Source organism: uncultured Desulfovibrio sp., from assembly GCF_902477725.1.
In the GTDB taxonomy this organism is placed as follows: Bacteria; Desulfobacterota; Desulfovibrionia; order Desulfovibrionales; family Desulfovibrionaceae; genus Desulfovibrio.
The window spans coordinates 95936-110935 of sequence record NZ_CABSIF010000003.1; the positions used below are offsets into that span (position 1 = coordinate 95936).

Genomic DNA, 15000 nt, shown 5'->3' on the forward strand with positions numbered 1-15000 from the left:
TTCTCATGAGAGAGCCGCCCGCTGTTTTATGTGCAGGAAATGGAGATGCCGCGCCTGACGGCGTTGCCTTTTACGACTGCCGCCGCTTGAACATCTTTTCCAGTTCGGCGGCGTCCCAGCGCAAGACGCAGGGGCGGCCATGCGGGCAATATTCGCGGTCGGGGGTCTCCAGCCACTGCTGCAACAGCCCGGCGGCCTCGTCATCCGCAAGGCGTTGCCCAGCCTTGATGGCCCCCTTGCACGACATGGATATGAACATGTCGGCCAGATCATCCTTACGCCCGGCAAGAGCCTCGCGCAAAAAGTCCCTGGCTTCGGCGCGGGAGAGCACCGGGGGCATGGCGTTGACGCGCAGGTTGCCGCCACTGACCTCAAGGGCAAAGCCCAGAGATTCCAGCCGGGGCCGCAATTCAAAAAAACGTTCCGTTTCAGCCGGGTGCAGGGGCAGATCCAGCGGCAGGGCCAGCAACTGACCAGACCCGGCGAATCCACCGCGCCGCAAACGGGCATACAGCACCCGCTCGTGCGCCGCGTGCTGGTCGAGCAGCAGCAGTGCGCCGGATGCATCCCGCAATACCAGATAGGTCAGCGCCACCTGCCCGAGGTAGGCAAACTGCCCAACGCTCAAGGGCTGGCGTTCCTGCGCGGGTGGGAAAATGGCTTCACTGTGCTCGCCCGCCGTATTCGCAGCCTGATACGGGACAGCGTCAGGAGTTTGGTGCGCATAGGCAGAGGCCGCTTCCGCAAGGCCAGAAATATCTTCCGGCGCGGCAACAAACAGGGCGCTTTCTTTCTGCGCGGGCGCTTGCTCATGGGCAGATACCGCATCACTCTGAACAGAATCGCCCCACCAGCTTGCTCCACTATCCGAGCCTGCGTCTGATTCGGGCAACCGGGCCTGCCACGAGGATTCCTCGTCCGGCCTGTCGTCCCGCTCCTGCGCCTTAATAAGTGGCGGGTTGTCCAGCCTGCCCCAAAAACCCTGCGGACGCGGGGCTGATTCTTGGGCAGAGGGCGCAAGGACGCTTTCCGCAGTGTCGCTTTCTGGCGAGTTCGGCCACAGATTTTCGGCCACATCGTAGGAGGTCAGCAGTGCCCCCTGCACGGCATGCAGCACAGCGGAAAACACGGCGGACTCATCCCGAAAACGCACTTCAGACTTGGCGGGATGTACGTTCACGTCCACTTCTGCCGGGTCCATTTCCACAAACAGTGCTACCTGCGGATAATCCCGGCTGGTCATACGGCCCTTGTAGGCCTCACGCACAGCAGCAAGCAGGCGCTTGTCCGTCACCGCGCGGCCATTGACGTAAAACAGCATGCGGTCGCCGCGCGGCTGGCTCACATTGGGCAGGGCGGCCAGACCGCGCACGCGGATACCGTGGCGGGTGCCGTCAAAGGGGCGCAGCGCCTCCACAATCAAACGGGGCCAGAGCACGCCAAGGCGGTCGGCAAGGCTTTGCCCCGGCAAAAACCGCAGTGCCTCGCGCTCGCCGGAGCTCAGGCTCAGGCCCACGGCGGGGCGGGCCAGCGCCAGCCGGGCCAGCCAGTCCTGCGCACGTTTGAACTCCGTGGATGGGGTCTTTAAAAATTTCAAGCGTGCTGGTATGTTGGAAAAAAGATCGCGCACTTCCACCCGCGTTCCCCGGTGCAGGGCCGCCGGGGCGGAAACCGTCAGCAAGCCGTGCTCCACCTCAACCCTGTGCGCCTGTGTCTGCCCGTCCGGGTCAGTCACCGCAGAGGTAATGGAAAAACGGGAAACCGAGGCAATGCTCGGCAGGGCCTCGCCCCTGAAACCGTAAGAGCTGATGTGCTCAAGGTCAGACAGGCTGGCAATCTTGCTCGTGGCGTGCCGGGTGACAGCCAGTTCCAGATCGGCTGCGGCTATGCCGCACCCGTCGTCCTGCACGCTGATAAGGCTTTGCCCGCCGTTTTCAAGGCAAACGTCGATCTGCGCGGCATCGGCGTCAAGGCTGTTTTCAACCAGCTCCTTGAGCACGCTGGCAGGGCGCTCCACCACTTCACCAGCGGCGATCTGATTGCGCAACTCAGGCGGTAGCAAACGTATATGACGATATTTTTCAGACATAAGCCCAGTGTATTCGGGCGCGCTCCACAAGGCAAGCGGCCCCGCCTGCGGCGCATGCGCGGCTGCGCGTGGAGAATAAATTCCCGTGGCAGGGCTTGCCTCGGCGCACGCTGTGCTTATGTATGGAAGACGAGGCTGCGTATGCGCGCGGCCAGGCTTCTGGCAACACGCAAAGCAAGCCGGGAGGTTTCTATGTACAGCAACACACTGAAAGCCATTGCCGAACCGCTGCGCGGCACCCCTGTGCCCGCGGGATTTGACCCTGAACTGCTCTATGTTGAGTGCGCCCGTTGCGGCTCGCCCGTCATGTGGGAGCAGGGCAAGGCCACTCATATCCTCAGCTTGGCGGGCATTGACCCCCTTGAACTTGATTCTTCCTGCATGCTGGTCACAGACGGCTGTCCCATGTGCAGCGGCAAAGATCAGTATACGGTACAGATTTTCCGGGTCAGCGGCGATGCGCAGACGCGCCGCCCCCCATTCTTCGGCAACGCATAGCCAGCGCGGGTCTACCCCGCCCGCGTAAACCCTAGCAGAAGGCTGCCGGATCATGTGCCCGGCAGCCTTTTTGCGTTCTGCCGCAGGCAATACGGTACACAGGCAGCCAGCGCTATTTTTTCCAGCCCAGAGGATTCTCTGGGCTTTTTTGTTGTCCTTTGAGGGGCAGAACACACAGCTCTGGCTGTCGCCGCACAAATTAACAAAAAACAACATTTTTTGACAACACACATAAAAAATACTTGTCAATATCACAAAATCATCCCGGCTACCTTGACGATGCCTCCTTTCAGGAGCATAACACAAAGTAACAAATTTGAAACAAAATTAACACACACCCGTCACACGCCGGAGCCGCCATGTTGCCAGCAGAACGCCGCAGAGAAATGGCCCGCCTCATCAAAAACCGGGGCGCGGTCAATACTCGCGAACTTGCCGAAGCGCTGGGCATTTCCACCATGACTGTGCGCCGTGACCTCAAGGTACTGGAAGAACGCAACCAGCTTGAACTCACCTGGGGCGGGGCCGTGCCTCTGTGTTTTGAAGCCAACGACATCCCCCGCGCCCGCAAGGCCGTTTCCATGCTTGAAGCCAAGCAGGCCATAGCCCGAGCCGCCTGCCAGTTTATCAAAAACGAAGACTTTATTGCCCTGGATGCGGGCACCACCAGCCTTGAGCTGGCCCGCCTGCTGCCCACCCTGCCCCTCACAAGCCTCGGCGTTGTCACGCCTGATCTGGAAATAGCCCTGCTGCTTTCGGGCTGCGACCGTATCTCCGTCTTTCTTTCCGGCGGGCTTATCGACCCCGTCAGCCGCGCCTGCAACGACAGTGATGCCGTGGCCTACCTGCGCGGCCTGCGCCTCACCATGGCCTTTGTGGGCACCAACGTATGGGACGCGCACCACGGCGTCACCACCAGCACTTCCGCCAAAATGCATTACAAGCGCCAGCTCATGACCAGCGCCGACAAAACATTTCTGCTTGCGGACGCGTCCAAGTATGCCAAGTTCAGCCCCTGGCTGGTGGCCGGGGTGGATCGCTTTGACCACATCATCACCGACAGCGGCCTGACCGCCGAAGCCCGCGCCGCCCTGCAAGAAGCAGGCGCGCGCCTGTGCCTCGCCGACTAAGCCCGCCGCCGTCACAAAATCACCGGAAGGTGTCTGTATGATCATAGCTGTTATTGCCGACGACTTTACGGGAGCCAACGACAATGGTGCGCTGCTTGCCGCCAAGGGCTTTTCCAGCGCCACCTGCCTGGGCCTTGCCCACTGGAACCCCAAAGAATTTACACAGTGCGACGCCGTTTGTCTGAATGCCGAGAGCCGCCTTCTGCACCGCGAAGACGCCTATAAAGCGGTGTATGACGCCGTAACAGAATTCAACAAGGAAAAGCCCGCGCTTGTTTCAAAGCGCATAGACTCCACCCTGCGTGGCAATGTGGGTGCGGAGCTTGAGGCCGCCATCAAGGCCATGGACGATACCCACGGTCACAGCCAGACCCTGGCCGTGCTTGTGGCGTCCTATCCCCATTCGGGGCGCATCTGCGTGGGCGGATACCAGATTGTGCATGGCGTGCCGCTGGAGCGCTCGCCCATCGCCAAGGACGCCGCCACCCCCGTGCACCACACGGCAGTGCTCAAGATCATCGCCGATCAGACTTCCCTGCCATGCGGCTTCGTGTCGCTTGAAAAGGTGCTGGCCGGGCCTGCTGCCGTGCGCGAAACCATTGAGGCCGCACGTGCCCAAGGGTGCCGCGCCGTGGTCTGCGATGCCGTATCGGACGACGACATTGCCGTGATTGCCCAGTCGCTGGCCGATGCGCCCTATCCGCTGGTGTCGCTGGATCCCGGCCCGTTCACATCGGAGCTTGCCGCAGCGCGCATTGAGGCCCCCCGTGCGGAATTTGAAAACCGCATCTTCCTCACTGTGGGCAGCACCAGCGAACTGACCCGAGTACAGCTGGAAACCCTGCGGCTGGCCCACCCCTGCCACATCGTGTCCATGAATGTGCGCAAGGTGCTGGCTGGCGAGGCCGAATCACAGGCGGAGTGCCGCCGCGTGCTGGAGGCCGTCTTTGCCGCGCCCGAAGAAGCCAAGGTTCTTGGCGTGTGCACCGCCGCCAGCAAGGAAGACGTTTTCTCCATGCAGGAAATGTCCCAGACCCTCGGCATCGCGCCCAGCGAAATCTCGCGCCGCATCAATATGGCTCTGGCTCATGTGGCTCAGGAAGCCCTGAAGAACGAAAATCTGCGCATCGGCGGCCTGTACACCTCGGGCGGCGAAGTGACGGTTTCCGTCATGCGTACGCTCAAGGCCGGGGGCTTTTCCGTGCGGATCATGGTGCTGCCCCTTGCCGTGTACGGCCACATCATCGGCGGCGAACACCCCGACCTGCCCATGATCACCAAGGGCGGCTTTGTGGGCGACAAGGACAGCCTTGTGGAATGCATGGAATACCTGTTCACCAAAATTTCAAGCCGCAAGCGGCCCGCCTGACAGCTGCGCCGCACCCACGCAAGTTCATAACCAACAAGGAACAGATAAATGAAACCCCTGATTTGCGCCCCCATGGGCGACCCCGCAGGCGTTGGGCCGGAAATTCTGGCCGCCTCGCTGGCAGATGCTGCCGTCACCGACATGGCCAACGTGCTGGTGGTGGGCAATACCGAAATCATGCGCCGCGCCGTCGCAATCATGAAGGTCAACCTCGATTTCAACGAGGTTGATACGGATCTCAACGGCTGGCGCGAGGGCGCTGCCAACATCATCAATATGGACAACGTGGACCTGGCCTCCTTTGCCTACGGCAAGGTGCAGGCCCAGTGCGGCCAGGCGGCTTTTGAATACATCAAGGCCTCCATCGAGCTGACAATGGCGGGCAAAACCGCCGCCGTGGCTACCACGCCCATCAACAAGGAATCCCTCAAGGCAGCCCACGTGCCGTATATCGGACACACCGAAATCTTTGGCGACCTCACCGGCACAAAGGATCCGCTGACCATGTTCCAGGTGCACAGCCTGCGCGTGTTCTTCCTCACCCGGCATCTCTCGCTGATTGATGCTTGCCGCGCCGTCAAAAAAGACCGTTTGCTCGACTACATCAGCCGTTGCACCAGCGCCCTCAAGCTGCTGGGGCTGGAGAATCCGAGCATGGTGGTGGCCGGGCTCAACCCGCACTGCGGCGAACACGGACTCTTTGGCAATGAGGAAGACGCCGAGGTGGTTCCAGCCATTGAAGAAGCGCGCCGTCAGGGGTTCAATGTGCACGGCCCCAACCCGGCGGACTCTGTGTTCCACTTTGCCCTCAAGGGCGCGTGGGACGCCGTGCTTTCGCTCTATCACGACCAGGGCCACATAGCGACCAAGATGGTGGACTTTGAGCGCACCATTTCACTTACGCTGGGTATGCCCATTCTGCGCACGTCGGTGGATCACGGCACAGCCTTTGACATTGCCGGAACAGGCAAGGTCAGCGCCGTGAGCATGGTGGAAGCCATCCGCCTTGCAGCGGAATACGCGCCCAGCTTCAAAAGGGCCTGATTTGCGGCAGAGGATGTGAACTGCGCACCGCATCCGGAGGACGAGCAGAGTAAAACAAGAGAACAAACAGTAAGAGCGTCAACCGTTCCCCCAACTTTTACCGGCGCGGGCACTGCCCGGGCCGTGTCGCAACCACACCACGGAGGTTGAGATGACTGCCGTCCAATCGTTCGGCATTGGCTATTCGATGACCATGCTCTGCATTTCCATCGCCATAGTCATTGTGCTGTGCATCTGCTTCAAAATACATGCCTTTGTATCCCTGACCGCAGCAAGCCTGTTTCTGGCGCTGACGCACCACATGGAACTGGCCAAGATCGTCATGGCCTTTGAAGGTGGCCTTGGCAAAACGCTGGGCTTTCTTGCGCCCATTCTGGCTCTGGGGGCCATATTGGGCAAACTGATGGAAGTTTCCGGCGCAGCCGAAAGGCTGGCGCGGACGCTCATCAACATCCTCGGCCAGTCAAAAGCGCACTGGGCCATGATGGTTGTGGGCTACATCTGTGGTATCCCGGTTTTTCTTCAGGTGGGCATCATCCTGTTGACGCCGCTCATGTTCTCCATCGTCAAGGAATCCAAGCTGCCGCTCATTCAGGTGGGTATGGCCCTTGTGGTGGCCCTGACCACGGTGCACTGCATCGTGCCGCCGCACCCTGCCGCCATGGCCGTTACCGACCTGCTCAAGGCTGACGTGGGCAAGGTTATCTTTTTCGGTCTGCTGGTGGGCCTGCCCGCCGCCAGCATTGCAGGCCCCATCTACGGCAAGTTCATTGCCAAGCGCCTGCCCGCCGTGCCGCTGACCGGCGTGTACGCCAATACCGAACCCCGCAAGGAATCTGAACTGCCGCCCTTTGGCAGCTCGCTCTTCGTCATGCTGCTGCCCCTGCTGCTCATGATCGCCAAGACTGTGGTGGAACTGACCATCGACAAGCAGAATCCGCCCGCCTACATGCCTTACGTGAACTTCATTGGCACGCCCATGATCGCCCTGTTCATTTCCGCAGTGGTGGCCTACATCGTGTTTGGCCTCAAGCGCGGTTTCAACTGGGATCAGCTGGGCCGTTTCAGCGAGCAGGGCATGGCCCCTCTGGCCTCCATCATGCTGGTTATTGGCGCGGCTGGCGCGCTGAACCAGATCATCACCGACAGTGGCGTGGGCGTTGTGCTCAAGCAGGTGCTCACCAGCATCCAGATCAGCCCCCTGATCCTGGCCTGGATTATCGCCATTGCCCTGCGCTTTGCCCTGGGCAGCGCCACAGTTTCCATGATGACCGCCGCCGGGCTTATCCTGCCCGTGCTCAGCAGCAACCCCGGCATTGACCCGGCCCTCATGGCCATTGTCATCGGCGCTGGCGCAACCGGCGCTTCGCATGTGACCGACTCCGGCTTCTGGTTCGTCAAGGAATCCCTTGGTATCCCCATGGGTTCCATGTACGCCACCTATACGGCTGGCACTACCATAGCCTCCGTGCTTGGCCTGTTCGGCACGCTGCTGCTCTCCATGTTCCTGTAAGAACCGCTGCGCCGGGGTCTGGTATTTCACAGGCCCCGGCGCTATTATAGATCAGTGCCCTGTCTTCCACCGCCAGCCCCAGCAAGGAATCAGCAATGAAGATCGTCATCGCGCCCGACTCGTACAAGGAATGCCTGTCTGCCCTGCAAGTGGCTCTTTCCATCGAATCCGGCTTCCGCGAGGTTTTCCCCGATGCGGTCTACGTCAAGGTTCCTGTGGCGGACGGCGGCGAAGGTACCGTGGAAGCCATGGTTGAAGCCACGGCAGGCCGCCGGGTGGACACCACGGTACGCGGCCCGCTGGGCGACCCGGTGGATGCTTTCTACGGCCTGACCGGCGATGGCAAAACCGCAGTGATCGAAATGGCCGCAGCCAGCGGTCTGGCCCTTGTGCCGCCCAAATTGCGCAATCCCCTCAATACCACCAGCTACGGCACGGGCCAGCTTATCCGCTCCGCGCTGGATGCCGGCGCGCGCAAGTTCATTCTGGGCATTGGCGGCAGCGCCACCAACGAAGGCGGCGCTGGCATGCTTCAGGCTCTGGGAGTACGGTTGCTGGACGGCCAGGGGCAGGAAATCGAGCCCACCGGCATGGGCCTTGGCAGGCTTGCGCGCATAGACATGTCTGCCTTTGACGCCCGCCTTGCCGACTGCGTCATTGATGTTGCCTGCGATGTGGACAATCCCCTGTGCGGCCCGCGCGGCGCATCGGCCATCTTTGGCCCGCAGAAAGGGGCCACGCCTGAAATGGTGCAGCAGCTCGACGGATATTTGCAGAATTTTGCGGCCATTGCGCGCCGCGACCTTGGCGTGGACATGGCGGACCTGCCCGGCGCTGGCGCTGCTGGCGGCATGGGCGCGGCCATGTTTGCCTTTTTGAAAGGGCGGCTGCGCCCCGGCAGTGAGATTGTGACCGAAGCCGTGGGGCTGGACGCGCACGTGCGCGACGCTGATATCGTCATTACCGGCGAGGGCCGCATTGACGGGCAGACGGCCTTTGGCAAGACCCCTGTGGGCGTTGCCCGCGTGGCAAAGCGCCACAACAAGCCGGTGATCGCCATTGGCGGTTCGCTGCGGGCCGATGTGGACGCTGTCTTTGCCCACGGCATCGACGCGGTTTCAAGCGTACTCTACCGCCCCTGCACCATTGACGAGGCCCTTACCGAGGGCAATGAAAATCTGCGCAGGGCCGCGCGCAACATAGCCGCCATCCTTTCCATGGGACTTGGCATTGGCGCTTCGGGCGCAAGGGAATAGCATATGTTGACCGCCTACAGGCAAAGCTGGCGCGCACACCCCGGCTTCAATATTTTCTTTGTTTGCGCCATGCTGGCGGCGTGGGGCATGTATGCCCTGCTGTATGTCACTGCCTTGCCATTGGGCTCGAACCAAGCCAACGTCTTGGTCTTTGTTGCGGCTGCCCTGTGCATGCTATTTATCTTTGTCACGCCACGATACGGCTTCAAACCTACGGTAACACACTACGCCATAATGGCGGCCACCTTGCTGCCCTCGCTGCCCAACGGTCAGGAGATTATCCGGCAGAGCGGCCTGTTTTTCTGATGTGCCACCGCGCCCCGAGGCGCACGCCATAATAAAAGACGGCCACTCGTTGGGAGTGGCCGTCTTTTATTATGCTTATGATCTTTTGCGGAGCTCACCCCGCAAAGATATCTTTTCTGTTTACGCCTTCTTGGCGCGCAGGCCCGCAAAGGCCAGAATCACGCCCAGGGCAATGCCCAACGCCGCCGCAAACACTACCTGAAAGTGGGCGGGCAGCATAAAGGTGATGGTGTGCGCGGGAATCCAGAAGAAGGGAATGGTCTTCTTGAGCACAAAGCTCCACATGGAATTCCAGTCGATGGTGCGGAACAGGGCCGCCACGTCAGGCTTGGTGCACAAGCTGTTGAGCGTGCCGCCGGTGGCCGCAATGTGCAGGTCGGTGAGCTTGTGGGTAATCATCAGCACCGGGGCGAACAACGTGTTGATGAGCACGCTGATGGAAAAAGACATGAGCAGCTTGGCGCCAAAGGTCGTGGGAGCGCCCGAAAGCAGACCCATTTCGTTGAGCAGCTTGAACGTGCCCGCGCCATACACGGTAAAGGCAATCTTGATGCCTATGCCCAGAAAACCCCAGATAATCGCCTTGGGCAAAACGCCAAAACCAGGCCTGTTATACACACCTGCGGTAATGCGCAGGGCAATGCATTCGCCAAGGGTAGCCAGAATGGCAAACTTGAGAAAGCTCATGCCAAAAGGATACTGGGCAGTCAGGCTGATAAAGCCCTCAAGCGCCCCTGGCCCAAAAGCCAGCCAACCGAACGCCGCCAAACAAACGCCTAAAACCACAAAATCCTTTTGCCGCATACCCTCTCTCCGTATTCTCGTTGACGCTCAGGGAGTGTTGACGCTGTGAGAAATTTTGTTCTCTGCCAGGGATGGAAGCCTTTTTATGAAAGGAGTGTCCGTTGGGTACTCAACTGGAATAAAAAGGTTTTCTGACGCAGGCAGGGAGCAAAAGAGCCATAGCGTGAACAGGCCCAAATCGGTTGGTCCCGCGCCGCGCGTAACCGCAGGCGGCGGGGAAGGATCAGCCATAGCCGCGCAAGGCGGGCAATTCGCATCAGCCGAGCAGACGGAGGGGGGTACCGTCAAGACCGGCTGCCGCATACTAGTGGCATTTTTGCCCCGCGTAAACACCGGCCTTGCGCAAACCTGCACAGCGGCCCTATTCCTGACCGGAAATCAGGCGCTGGGCCAGCGCACCGGGCGGATTTCCGGGCTGTCTTCATGCAGCGCGCTCTGCTCTACTGTTCCTTCGGGAGATTCAACGGCCTGGGGCTTCAGCCCGCCGGAAAGCGCCGCCTGCTTGAGCACCTCGCGGGTGCGGGCAAACATGTTGCTGAGAATGGAGTTGGAAACCAGCATACCGCTACGGGTCAGCCGCATATAGCCCTGCCGGATGCGGATAAGCCCGTTTTCGTGCAGGGCCTGCACCAGCCGCTGGTGATCACGCACAAAGTCGCGCCCGGTCATTTCGCGGTACTCTTTTACGCGTAGACCCCGCGCTGTGCGCAGGCGCAGCATCAAAAGCTCAAGCACGCGTGCTTCGGGCGTGAGTTCTTCCACAGTCTGGGCCAGTTTGCCTTCGCGGGTGCGGGCGTTCCAAGCGGCCTGGCTTGACGGATTTGTCCAGCGGCGGTTGTTGATGGTGGACGTGGCCGAAGGGCCAAGACCAAGATAGTCTTCCCCCTCCCAGTAGCCCATGTTGTGGCGGCACTGAAACCCCATGCGGGCGAAATTGGAAATTTCATAGTGCAGGTAGCCGTGTTGCTCAAGCATGGCAGCGCCTTCCATGAACATGATGTTCTGGTCGCGCTCCGGCGGCAGGGTCAGGCGGCCCTCTTCCACATCAAGCTCCAGCGGGGTTCCCGGCTCAAGCGTGAGGCCATAGGCGGAAATATGGTCGGGGGTCATGCGGATAACATCTTTGAGCGTTTGCAGCCATTGGCGCACGCTCAGCCCCGGCAGGCCCCACATGAGATCAAGATTGATGTTGGCGCAGCCCGCCTCGCGCGCCAAAAAGGCCACGTGCAGACTGTCCTGCGCCTTGTGCGGACGGCCCAGCATGCGCAGCATGCCTTCGTCCATACTCTGCACGCCGATGGAAAGGCGGTTGATGCCCGCATCCAGATACTGGGCCGCGCGGTGCCCGCCGCGCAGGGATTCCGGATTGGCCTCAAGCGTCACCTCGGCCTTGGGAACGAGCCTGAAATACTTGTTAATGCGCTCCATGGTCAGGCCGATGATGCGCGGCGAAAGCAGGCTGGGCGTACCCCCGCCAAAAAAGACAGACTGCACTTCGCTGCCGCCAAGCTGGTCGCCCCAGTGGGCCAGTTCCAGAAACAGGGTATCCACATAGTCGCGCACGGCGGGGGAGCTGGCCGCATCAACGCCGCGCCCAAGCGGGCTTGAATGAAAGGCGCAGTAGCGGCAGCGTGTGGAGCAAAAGGGAACATGTATATAAAGCAGCATAAGCGATCCTGTGAGTGACAAAAAAACGACGCTCCGCCTGTGCGTAAGGCCCTGCGGAACAAGGAAAAGCCAGTTTTGCAGCAAGCTGGCAACAGATTTGAACAAGAGCTGCAAGGAATATGCCCGCATCCGCCGCCGTGCCGGGAATTCCGCGCGCGGGCGGCTGCCCGCCCTTGGCAAAAACGCGGCGGCGAAGTATATTCACCAATTGGAACACGGCGCAAGCGCCCTGCGGCCTTCTGCCGCATCTTTCACCGCGCTGGCGGCTGTACGCAACGCACTTTCAGGAGAAGCAGCTCTATGGATATACGCTTTCAGAATCTCGGACCGGAACAATGGAAGGGGGACGTTCTGCTGGCCCCCGTCTGCCAGGATGAAACTCTGCTTGAGCAGATTCCTGAGCTGGACAAGGTTGCTCCCTGGCTGGTCATAGCCCCTGCCCTGCGTGACTTCAAGGGCAAGACGGGCGAACTGGCCCTGCTGCACGGACATCCCGACCTTTCCGTTCCCCGTGTGCTGGCCGTGGGCCTTGGCCCGAGGGAAAAGGTCTCCACCGCCGACATCCGCAAGGCCATTGCCGCCGCAGTGCAACTGTGCCGCAAGCAGGGCTACACGTCCATAGTGCTGCCCGAACCGGCTCTGGCAAAACTGCCCGGAGGCCGTGAACGGCTGGTGGAAGAATGCGTATGCGCCGCCCAGCTTGCCCTGTACCGCTTTACGGCCCTTAAAAAGGCCGATACGGACGAAGCCGCCGACCCGCAGTGGCTGGCCGTGGCCTTTGACGGCCAAGAAGTGCCGGACGCCGCCCATGCCGCCGCCCGCAGGGGCGAAAACGCCGCCTGGGCCGTGAGCCTTGCGCGCGACCTTGCCACCACGCCGCCCAATTTGCTCTACCCTGAAATGCTGGCCCAGAAAGCGCAGGAACTGGCGCGCGAAAAAGGCTTTGCCTGCACCGTGCTGGACGAAACCGATCTGGAAAAGGAAGGCATGGGCTGCCTCATGGCCGTGGGCCAGGGGTCGGGCCGTCCGCCCCGCCTCATCGTGCTGGAGCACGCTCCTGCCGGACATGAACAGGACAAGCCCCTCGTGCTTGTGGGCAAGGGCATCACCTTTGATACGGGCGGCATCAGCCTCAAGCCCGCCGCCAACATGCACCAGATGAAGGCCGACATGACCGGTGCCGCAACGGTGCTGGCCACGGTGGCGGCCCTTGCGCAGGAGGACGCACCCCGCCGTGTGGTGGGCTTGCTGGCCTGCGCCGAAAACATGCCCGGTGGCCGCGCCATGCGCCCCGGCGATGTGGTGCGCGCCGCCAATGGCGACACCGTTGAAATTCAGAATACCGATGCGGAAGGCCGCCTTGCCCTGTGCGATGCACTGGCCTACGCCCAGAAAACATGGGTTCCGGCTGCTGTGGTTGATATTGCCACCCTCACCGGGGCCTGCGCCGTTGCGCTGGGAACCCAGCTTGCGGGCCTGTTCAGCGATGATGCCGACCTTGCCGAGCGCATCCGCGCGGCAGGCGGCGCTTGCGGCGAAGAGTACTGGCCCCTGCCGCTGTGGAAGCCCTATGCTGAATCGCTCAAAAGTGAAGTGGCCGATATTTGCCACATGGGCCCGCGTGAAGGCGGGGCCATCAACGCCGCGCTCTTTTTGCAACACTTTATTCAAGAGGGCGTGCGCTGGGCCCATCTGGACATTGCCGGGGTAGACTGGGCCGCCAAGGCCACGCCCATTGCTCCGGTAGGGCCCACGGCCTTTGGCGCGCGTACGCTGCTCGATCTCGCCAGGGGAGGCGTATAATGAAGGTATTTCTCATCGGAGCCGGACCCGGTGATCCGGGACTGCTGACCATCAAGGGGCGTGACGCCCTGGCCGCCGCCGATGTGGTGGTATACGACGCCCTGGCAAACGACAGCCTGCTTTCTTACGCCCGCCCCGATGCGGAAAAAATCTATGTGGGCAAGGTGGCGGGCAACCACGCCCTGCCGCAGGATCAGATCAACGCCCTCCTGGTCAGCAAGGCCAAGGAAGGCAACGTTGTGGCCCGCCTGAAAGGCGGCGACCCCTACATCTTCGGTCGCGGCGGCGAAGAAGGCGAAGAACTGGCGGCTGCGGGCATTCCCTTTGAAGAGGTGCCCGGCATCAGCAGCACCATCGCCGCCCCCGCCTATGCGGGCATTCCCGTGACCCACAGGGATTTTGCCTCTTCCGTGACCATCATCACCGGGCACGAAAATCCGGACAAGCCCGGCTCCGTGCACAACTGGAAGGCCCTTGCCGCCAGCGCCTCCACTCTGGTCTTTGTGATGGGCATGAAAAACCTGCCCGACATCGCCCGCAATCTGCTTGAAGCAGGGATGGATCCGCACACCCCGGCGGCGCTTATCTATCGCGGCACAACGCCCTATCAGCGCAGCCTTGTGGATACCCTGGCCCGTCTGCCCCAGGCGGCGGTTGAAGCCAAATTCACCAATCCTTCGGTCATTCTTGTGGGCAAGGTTGCCACCTTGCGCGACACCCTTGGCTGGTTTGAGAAAAAGCCGCTTTTTGGCCGCAGCGTTGTTGTAACCCGCGCGCGCGAGCAGGCCAGCGGTCTCGCCCAGAGCCTTACGGCGCTGGGGGCCGAGGTCATCCAGTGCCCTACCATTGAAATCAGCCCTCTTGCCGATTATGCGGAACTTGACGCGGCTCTGGACAATCTTGCCAGCTACGGCTGGGTTATCTTTACCTCGGTCAACGGCGTAAAGCACTTCTGGCTGCGGCTGGCAAAAACGGGCAAGGACAGCCGCGCCCTCGGCAACTGCAAGGTGGCCGCCATCGGCCCCGCCACCGCCGACGCTCTGACCGAACGCGGCATCATCCCCGATTTCATTCCCGAGCGCTACATGGCCGAGGGTGTGCTTGAAGGCCTGATGGCCCTTGAAAACGGCAACGTGGCTGGCATGCGCTTTTTGCTGCCCCGCGCCGCCAAGGCCCGCGAAGTGCTGCCCGAAGAACTGCGCAAGGCAGGAGCAGTGGTGGACGTTATTTCCGCCTACGAAACCGTACCCGCAGCGCACAAAAGGGATGAAGTCCTCGAACGCATCAACGCTGGCACCCTGAACTGCGTGACCTTCGGCTCCTCCTCCACAGTGGAGAACTTCCTCTCCCTTATCCCGGCTGCAATCCTCAAGACGCACCCGGAAGTGAAGCTGGCCGCCATCGGGCCGGTAACGGCAGAAACGCTGCAAAAAAATGGCCTTACCTGCAACATCATGCCCATGGATTACACCATCCCGGCACTGGTGGACGCCCTGAAAACGTACTTTGCGAGATAAAAC

General features: G+C 61.2%; 12 protein-coding genes. 9 read left to right on the plus strand and 3 right to left on the minus strand.

The features are described from left to right. Positions 1-70 precede the first annotated feature (70 nt). Positions 71-2089 carry a DNA mismatch repair endonuclease MutL gene (gene mutL / locus RDK48_RS03270; RefSeq protein WP_298997897.1) on the minus strand — a complete coding sequence of 673 codons (2019 nt, stop codon included), beginning with the start codon at positions 2087-2089 and terminating at the stop codon, positions 71-73. Between the two features lie 192 nt (positions 2090-2281). Here mutL and RDK48_RS03275 point away from each other — a divergent pair, with 192 nt between their 5' ends. The 7 genes from RDK48_RS03275 to RDK48_RS03305 all read left to right on the plus strand — a co-directional run bounded on the left by RDK48_RS03275 (position 2282) and on the right by RDK48_RS03305 (position 9205). Further along, positions 2282-2587: a hypothetical protein gene (locus RDK48_RS03275; protein ID WP_051135428.1), complete on the plus strand. Its 306-nt coding sequence runs from the start codon at positions 2282-2284 to the stop codon at positions 2585-2587. A gap of 359 nt (positions 2588-2946) precedes the next feature. Continuing rightward, on the plus strand, positions 2947-3717 hold the full coding sequence (locus RDK48_RS03280; protein WP_298997894.1) for a DeoR/GlpR family DNA-binding transcription regulator: 771 nt from the start codon (positions 2947-2949) through the stop codon (positions 3715-3717). Positions 3718-3754: 37 nt separating this feature from the next. Continuing rightward, positions 3755-5086, plus strand: a complete 1332-nt coding sequence (locus RDK48_RS03285; protein WP_298997892.1) for a four-carbon acid sugar kinase family protein — start codon at positions 3755-3757, stop codon at positions 5084-5086. Positions 5087-5134: 48 nt separating this feature from the next. Next, positions 5135-6130: a 4-hydroxythreonine-4-phosphate dehydrogenase PdxA gene (gene pdxA / locus RDK48_RS03290; protein WP_298997890.1), complete on the plus strand. Its 996-nt coding sequence runs from the start codon at positions 5135-5137 to the stop codon at positions 6128-6130. Between the two features lie 151 nt (positions 6131-6281). Then, complete coding sequence (locus RDK48_RS03295) at positions 6282-7643, plus strand: gluconate:H+ symporter (protein WP_298997888.1); 1362 nt, start codon at positions 6282-6284, stop codon at positions 7641-7643. Positions 7644-7738: 95 nt separating this feature from the next. Further along, complete coding sequence (locus RDK48_RS03300; protein WP_298997886.1) at positions 7739-8899, plus strand: glycerate kinase; 1161 nt, start codon at positions 7739-7741, stop codon at positions 8897-8899. A gap of 3 nt (positions 8900-8902) precedes the next feature. Continuing rightward, entirely contained in the window at positions 8903-9205 is a 303-nt protein-coding gene (locus RDK48_RS03305) for a hypothetical protein (RefSeq protein WP_298997884.1), read from the plus strand. A gap of 120 nt (positions 9206-9325) precedes the next feature. Here the strand turns inward: RDK48_RS03305 and RDK48_RS03310 are convergent, their stop codons facing one another. Both RDK48_RS03310 and hemW read right to left on the minus strand, forming a co-directional pair. Continuing rightward, a complete protein-coding gene (locus RDK48_RS03310; RefSeq protein WP_022659083.1) occupies positions 9326-10009 on the minus strand; it encodes an Mpv17/PMP22 family protein in 684 nt (227 codons plus the stop codon). 378 nt (positions 10010-10387) lie between these two features. Beyond that, a complete protein-coding gene (gene hemW, locus RDK48_RS03315; RefSeq protein WP_298997881.1) occupies positions 10388-11677 on the minus strand; it encodes a radical SAM family heme chaperone HemW in 1290 nt (429 codons plus the stop codon). Positions 11678-11977: 300 nt separating this feature from the next. On the opposite strand from hemW, the gene RDK48_RS03320 reads away from it, so the two are divergent. Both RDK48_RS03320 and cobA read left to right on the plus strand, forming a co-directional pair. Beyond that, the gene (locus RDK48_RS03320; protein WP_298997879.1) at positions 11978-13480 is read left to right on the plus strand and encodes a leucyl aminopeptidase; all 1503 of its coding nucleotides are present in this window, start codon (positions 11978-11980) and stop codon (positions 13478-13480) included. Then, complete coding sequence (gene cobA, locus RDK48_RS03325) at positions 13480-14997, plus strand: uroporphyrinogen-III C-methyltransferase (RefSeq protein WP_298997877.1); 1518 nt, start codon at positions 13480-13482, stop codon at positions 14995-14997. Before RDK48_RS03320 ends, cobA begins: the two co-directional genes overlap by 1 nt. The last annotated feature ends 3 nt before the right edge of the window (positions 14998-15000 follow it).

Bases quoted from the DNA above. Each gene is read 5' to 3' on its own strand.
- RDK48_RS03305 (WP_298997884.1), top strand. From the start codon at position 8,903: ATGTTGACCGCCTACAGGCAAAGCTGGCGCGCACACCCCGGCTTCAAT.
- RDK48_RS03280 (WP_298997894.1), top strand. From the start codon at position 2,947: ATGTTGCCAGCAGAACGCCGCAGAGAAATGGCCCGCCTCATCAAAAAC.
- RDK48_RS03300 (WP_298997886.1), top strand. From the start codon at position 7,739: ATGAAGATCGTCATCGCGCCCGACTCGTACAAGGAATGCCTGTCTGCC.
- pdxA (WP_298997890.1), top strand. From the start codon at position 5,135: ATGAAACCCCTGATTTGCGCCCCCATGGGCGACCCCGCAGGCGTTGGG.
- mutL (WP_298997897.1), bottom strand. From the start codon at position 2,089: ATGTCTGAAAAATATCGTCATATACGTTTGCTACCGCCTGAGTTGCGC.
- hemW (WP_298997881.1), bottom strand. From the start codon at position 11,677: ATGCTGCTTTATATACATGTTCCCTTTTGCTCCACACGCTGCCGCTAC.
- RDK48_RS03310 (WP_022659083.1), bottom strand. From the start codon at position 10,009: ATGCGGCAAAAGGATTTTGTGGTTTTAGGCGTTTGTTTGGCGGCGTTC.
- RDK48_RS03320 (WP_298997879.1), top strand. From the start codon at position 11,978: ATGGATATACGCTTTCAGAATCTCGGACCGGAACAATGGAAGGGGGAC.
- RDK48_RS03295 (WP_298997888.1), top strand. From the start codon at position 6,282: ATGACTGCCGTCCAATCGTTCGGCATTGGCTATTCGATGACCATGCTC.
- RDK48_RS03285 (WP_298997892.1), top strand. From the start codon at position 3,755: ATGATCATAGCTGTTATTGCCGACGACTTTACGGGAGCCAACGACAAT.
- cobA (WP_298997877.1), top strand. From the start codon at position 13,480: ATGAAGGTATTTCTCATCGGAGCCGGACCCGGTGATCCGGGACTGCTG.
- RDK48_RS03275 (WP_051135428.1), top strand. From the start codon at position 2,282: ATGTACAGCAACACACTGAAAGCCATTGCCGAACCGCTGCGCGGCACC.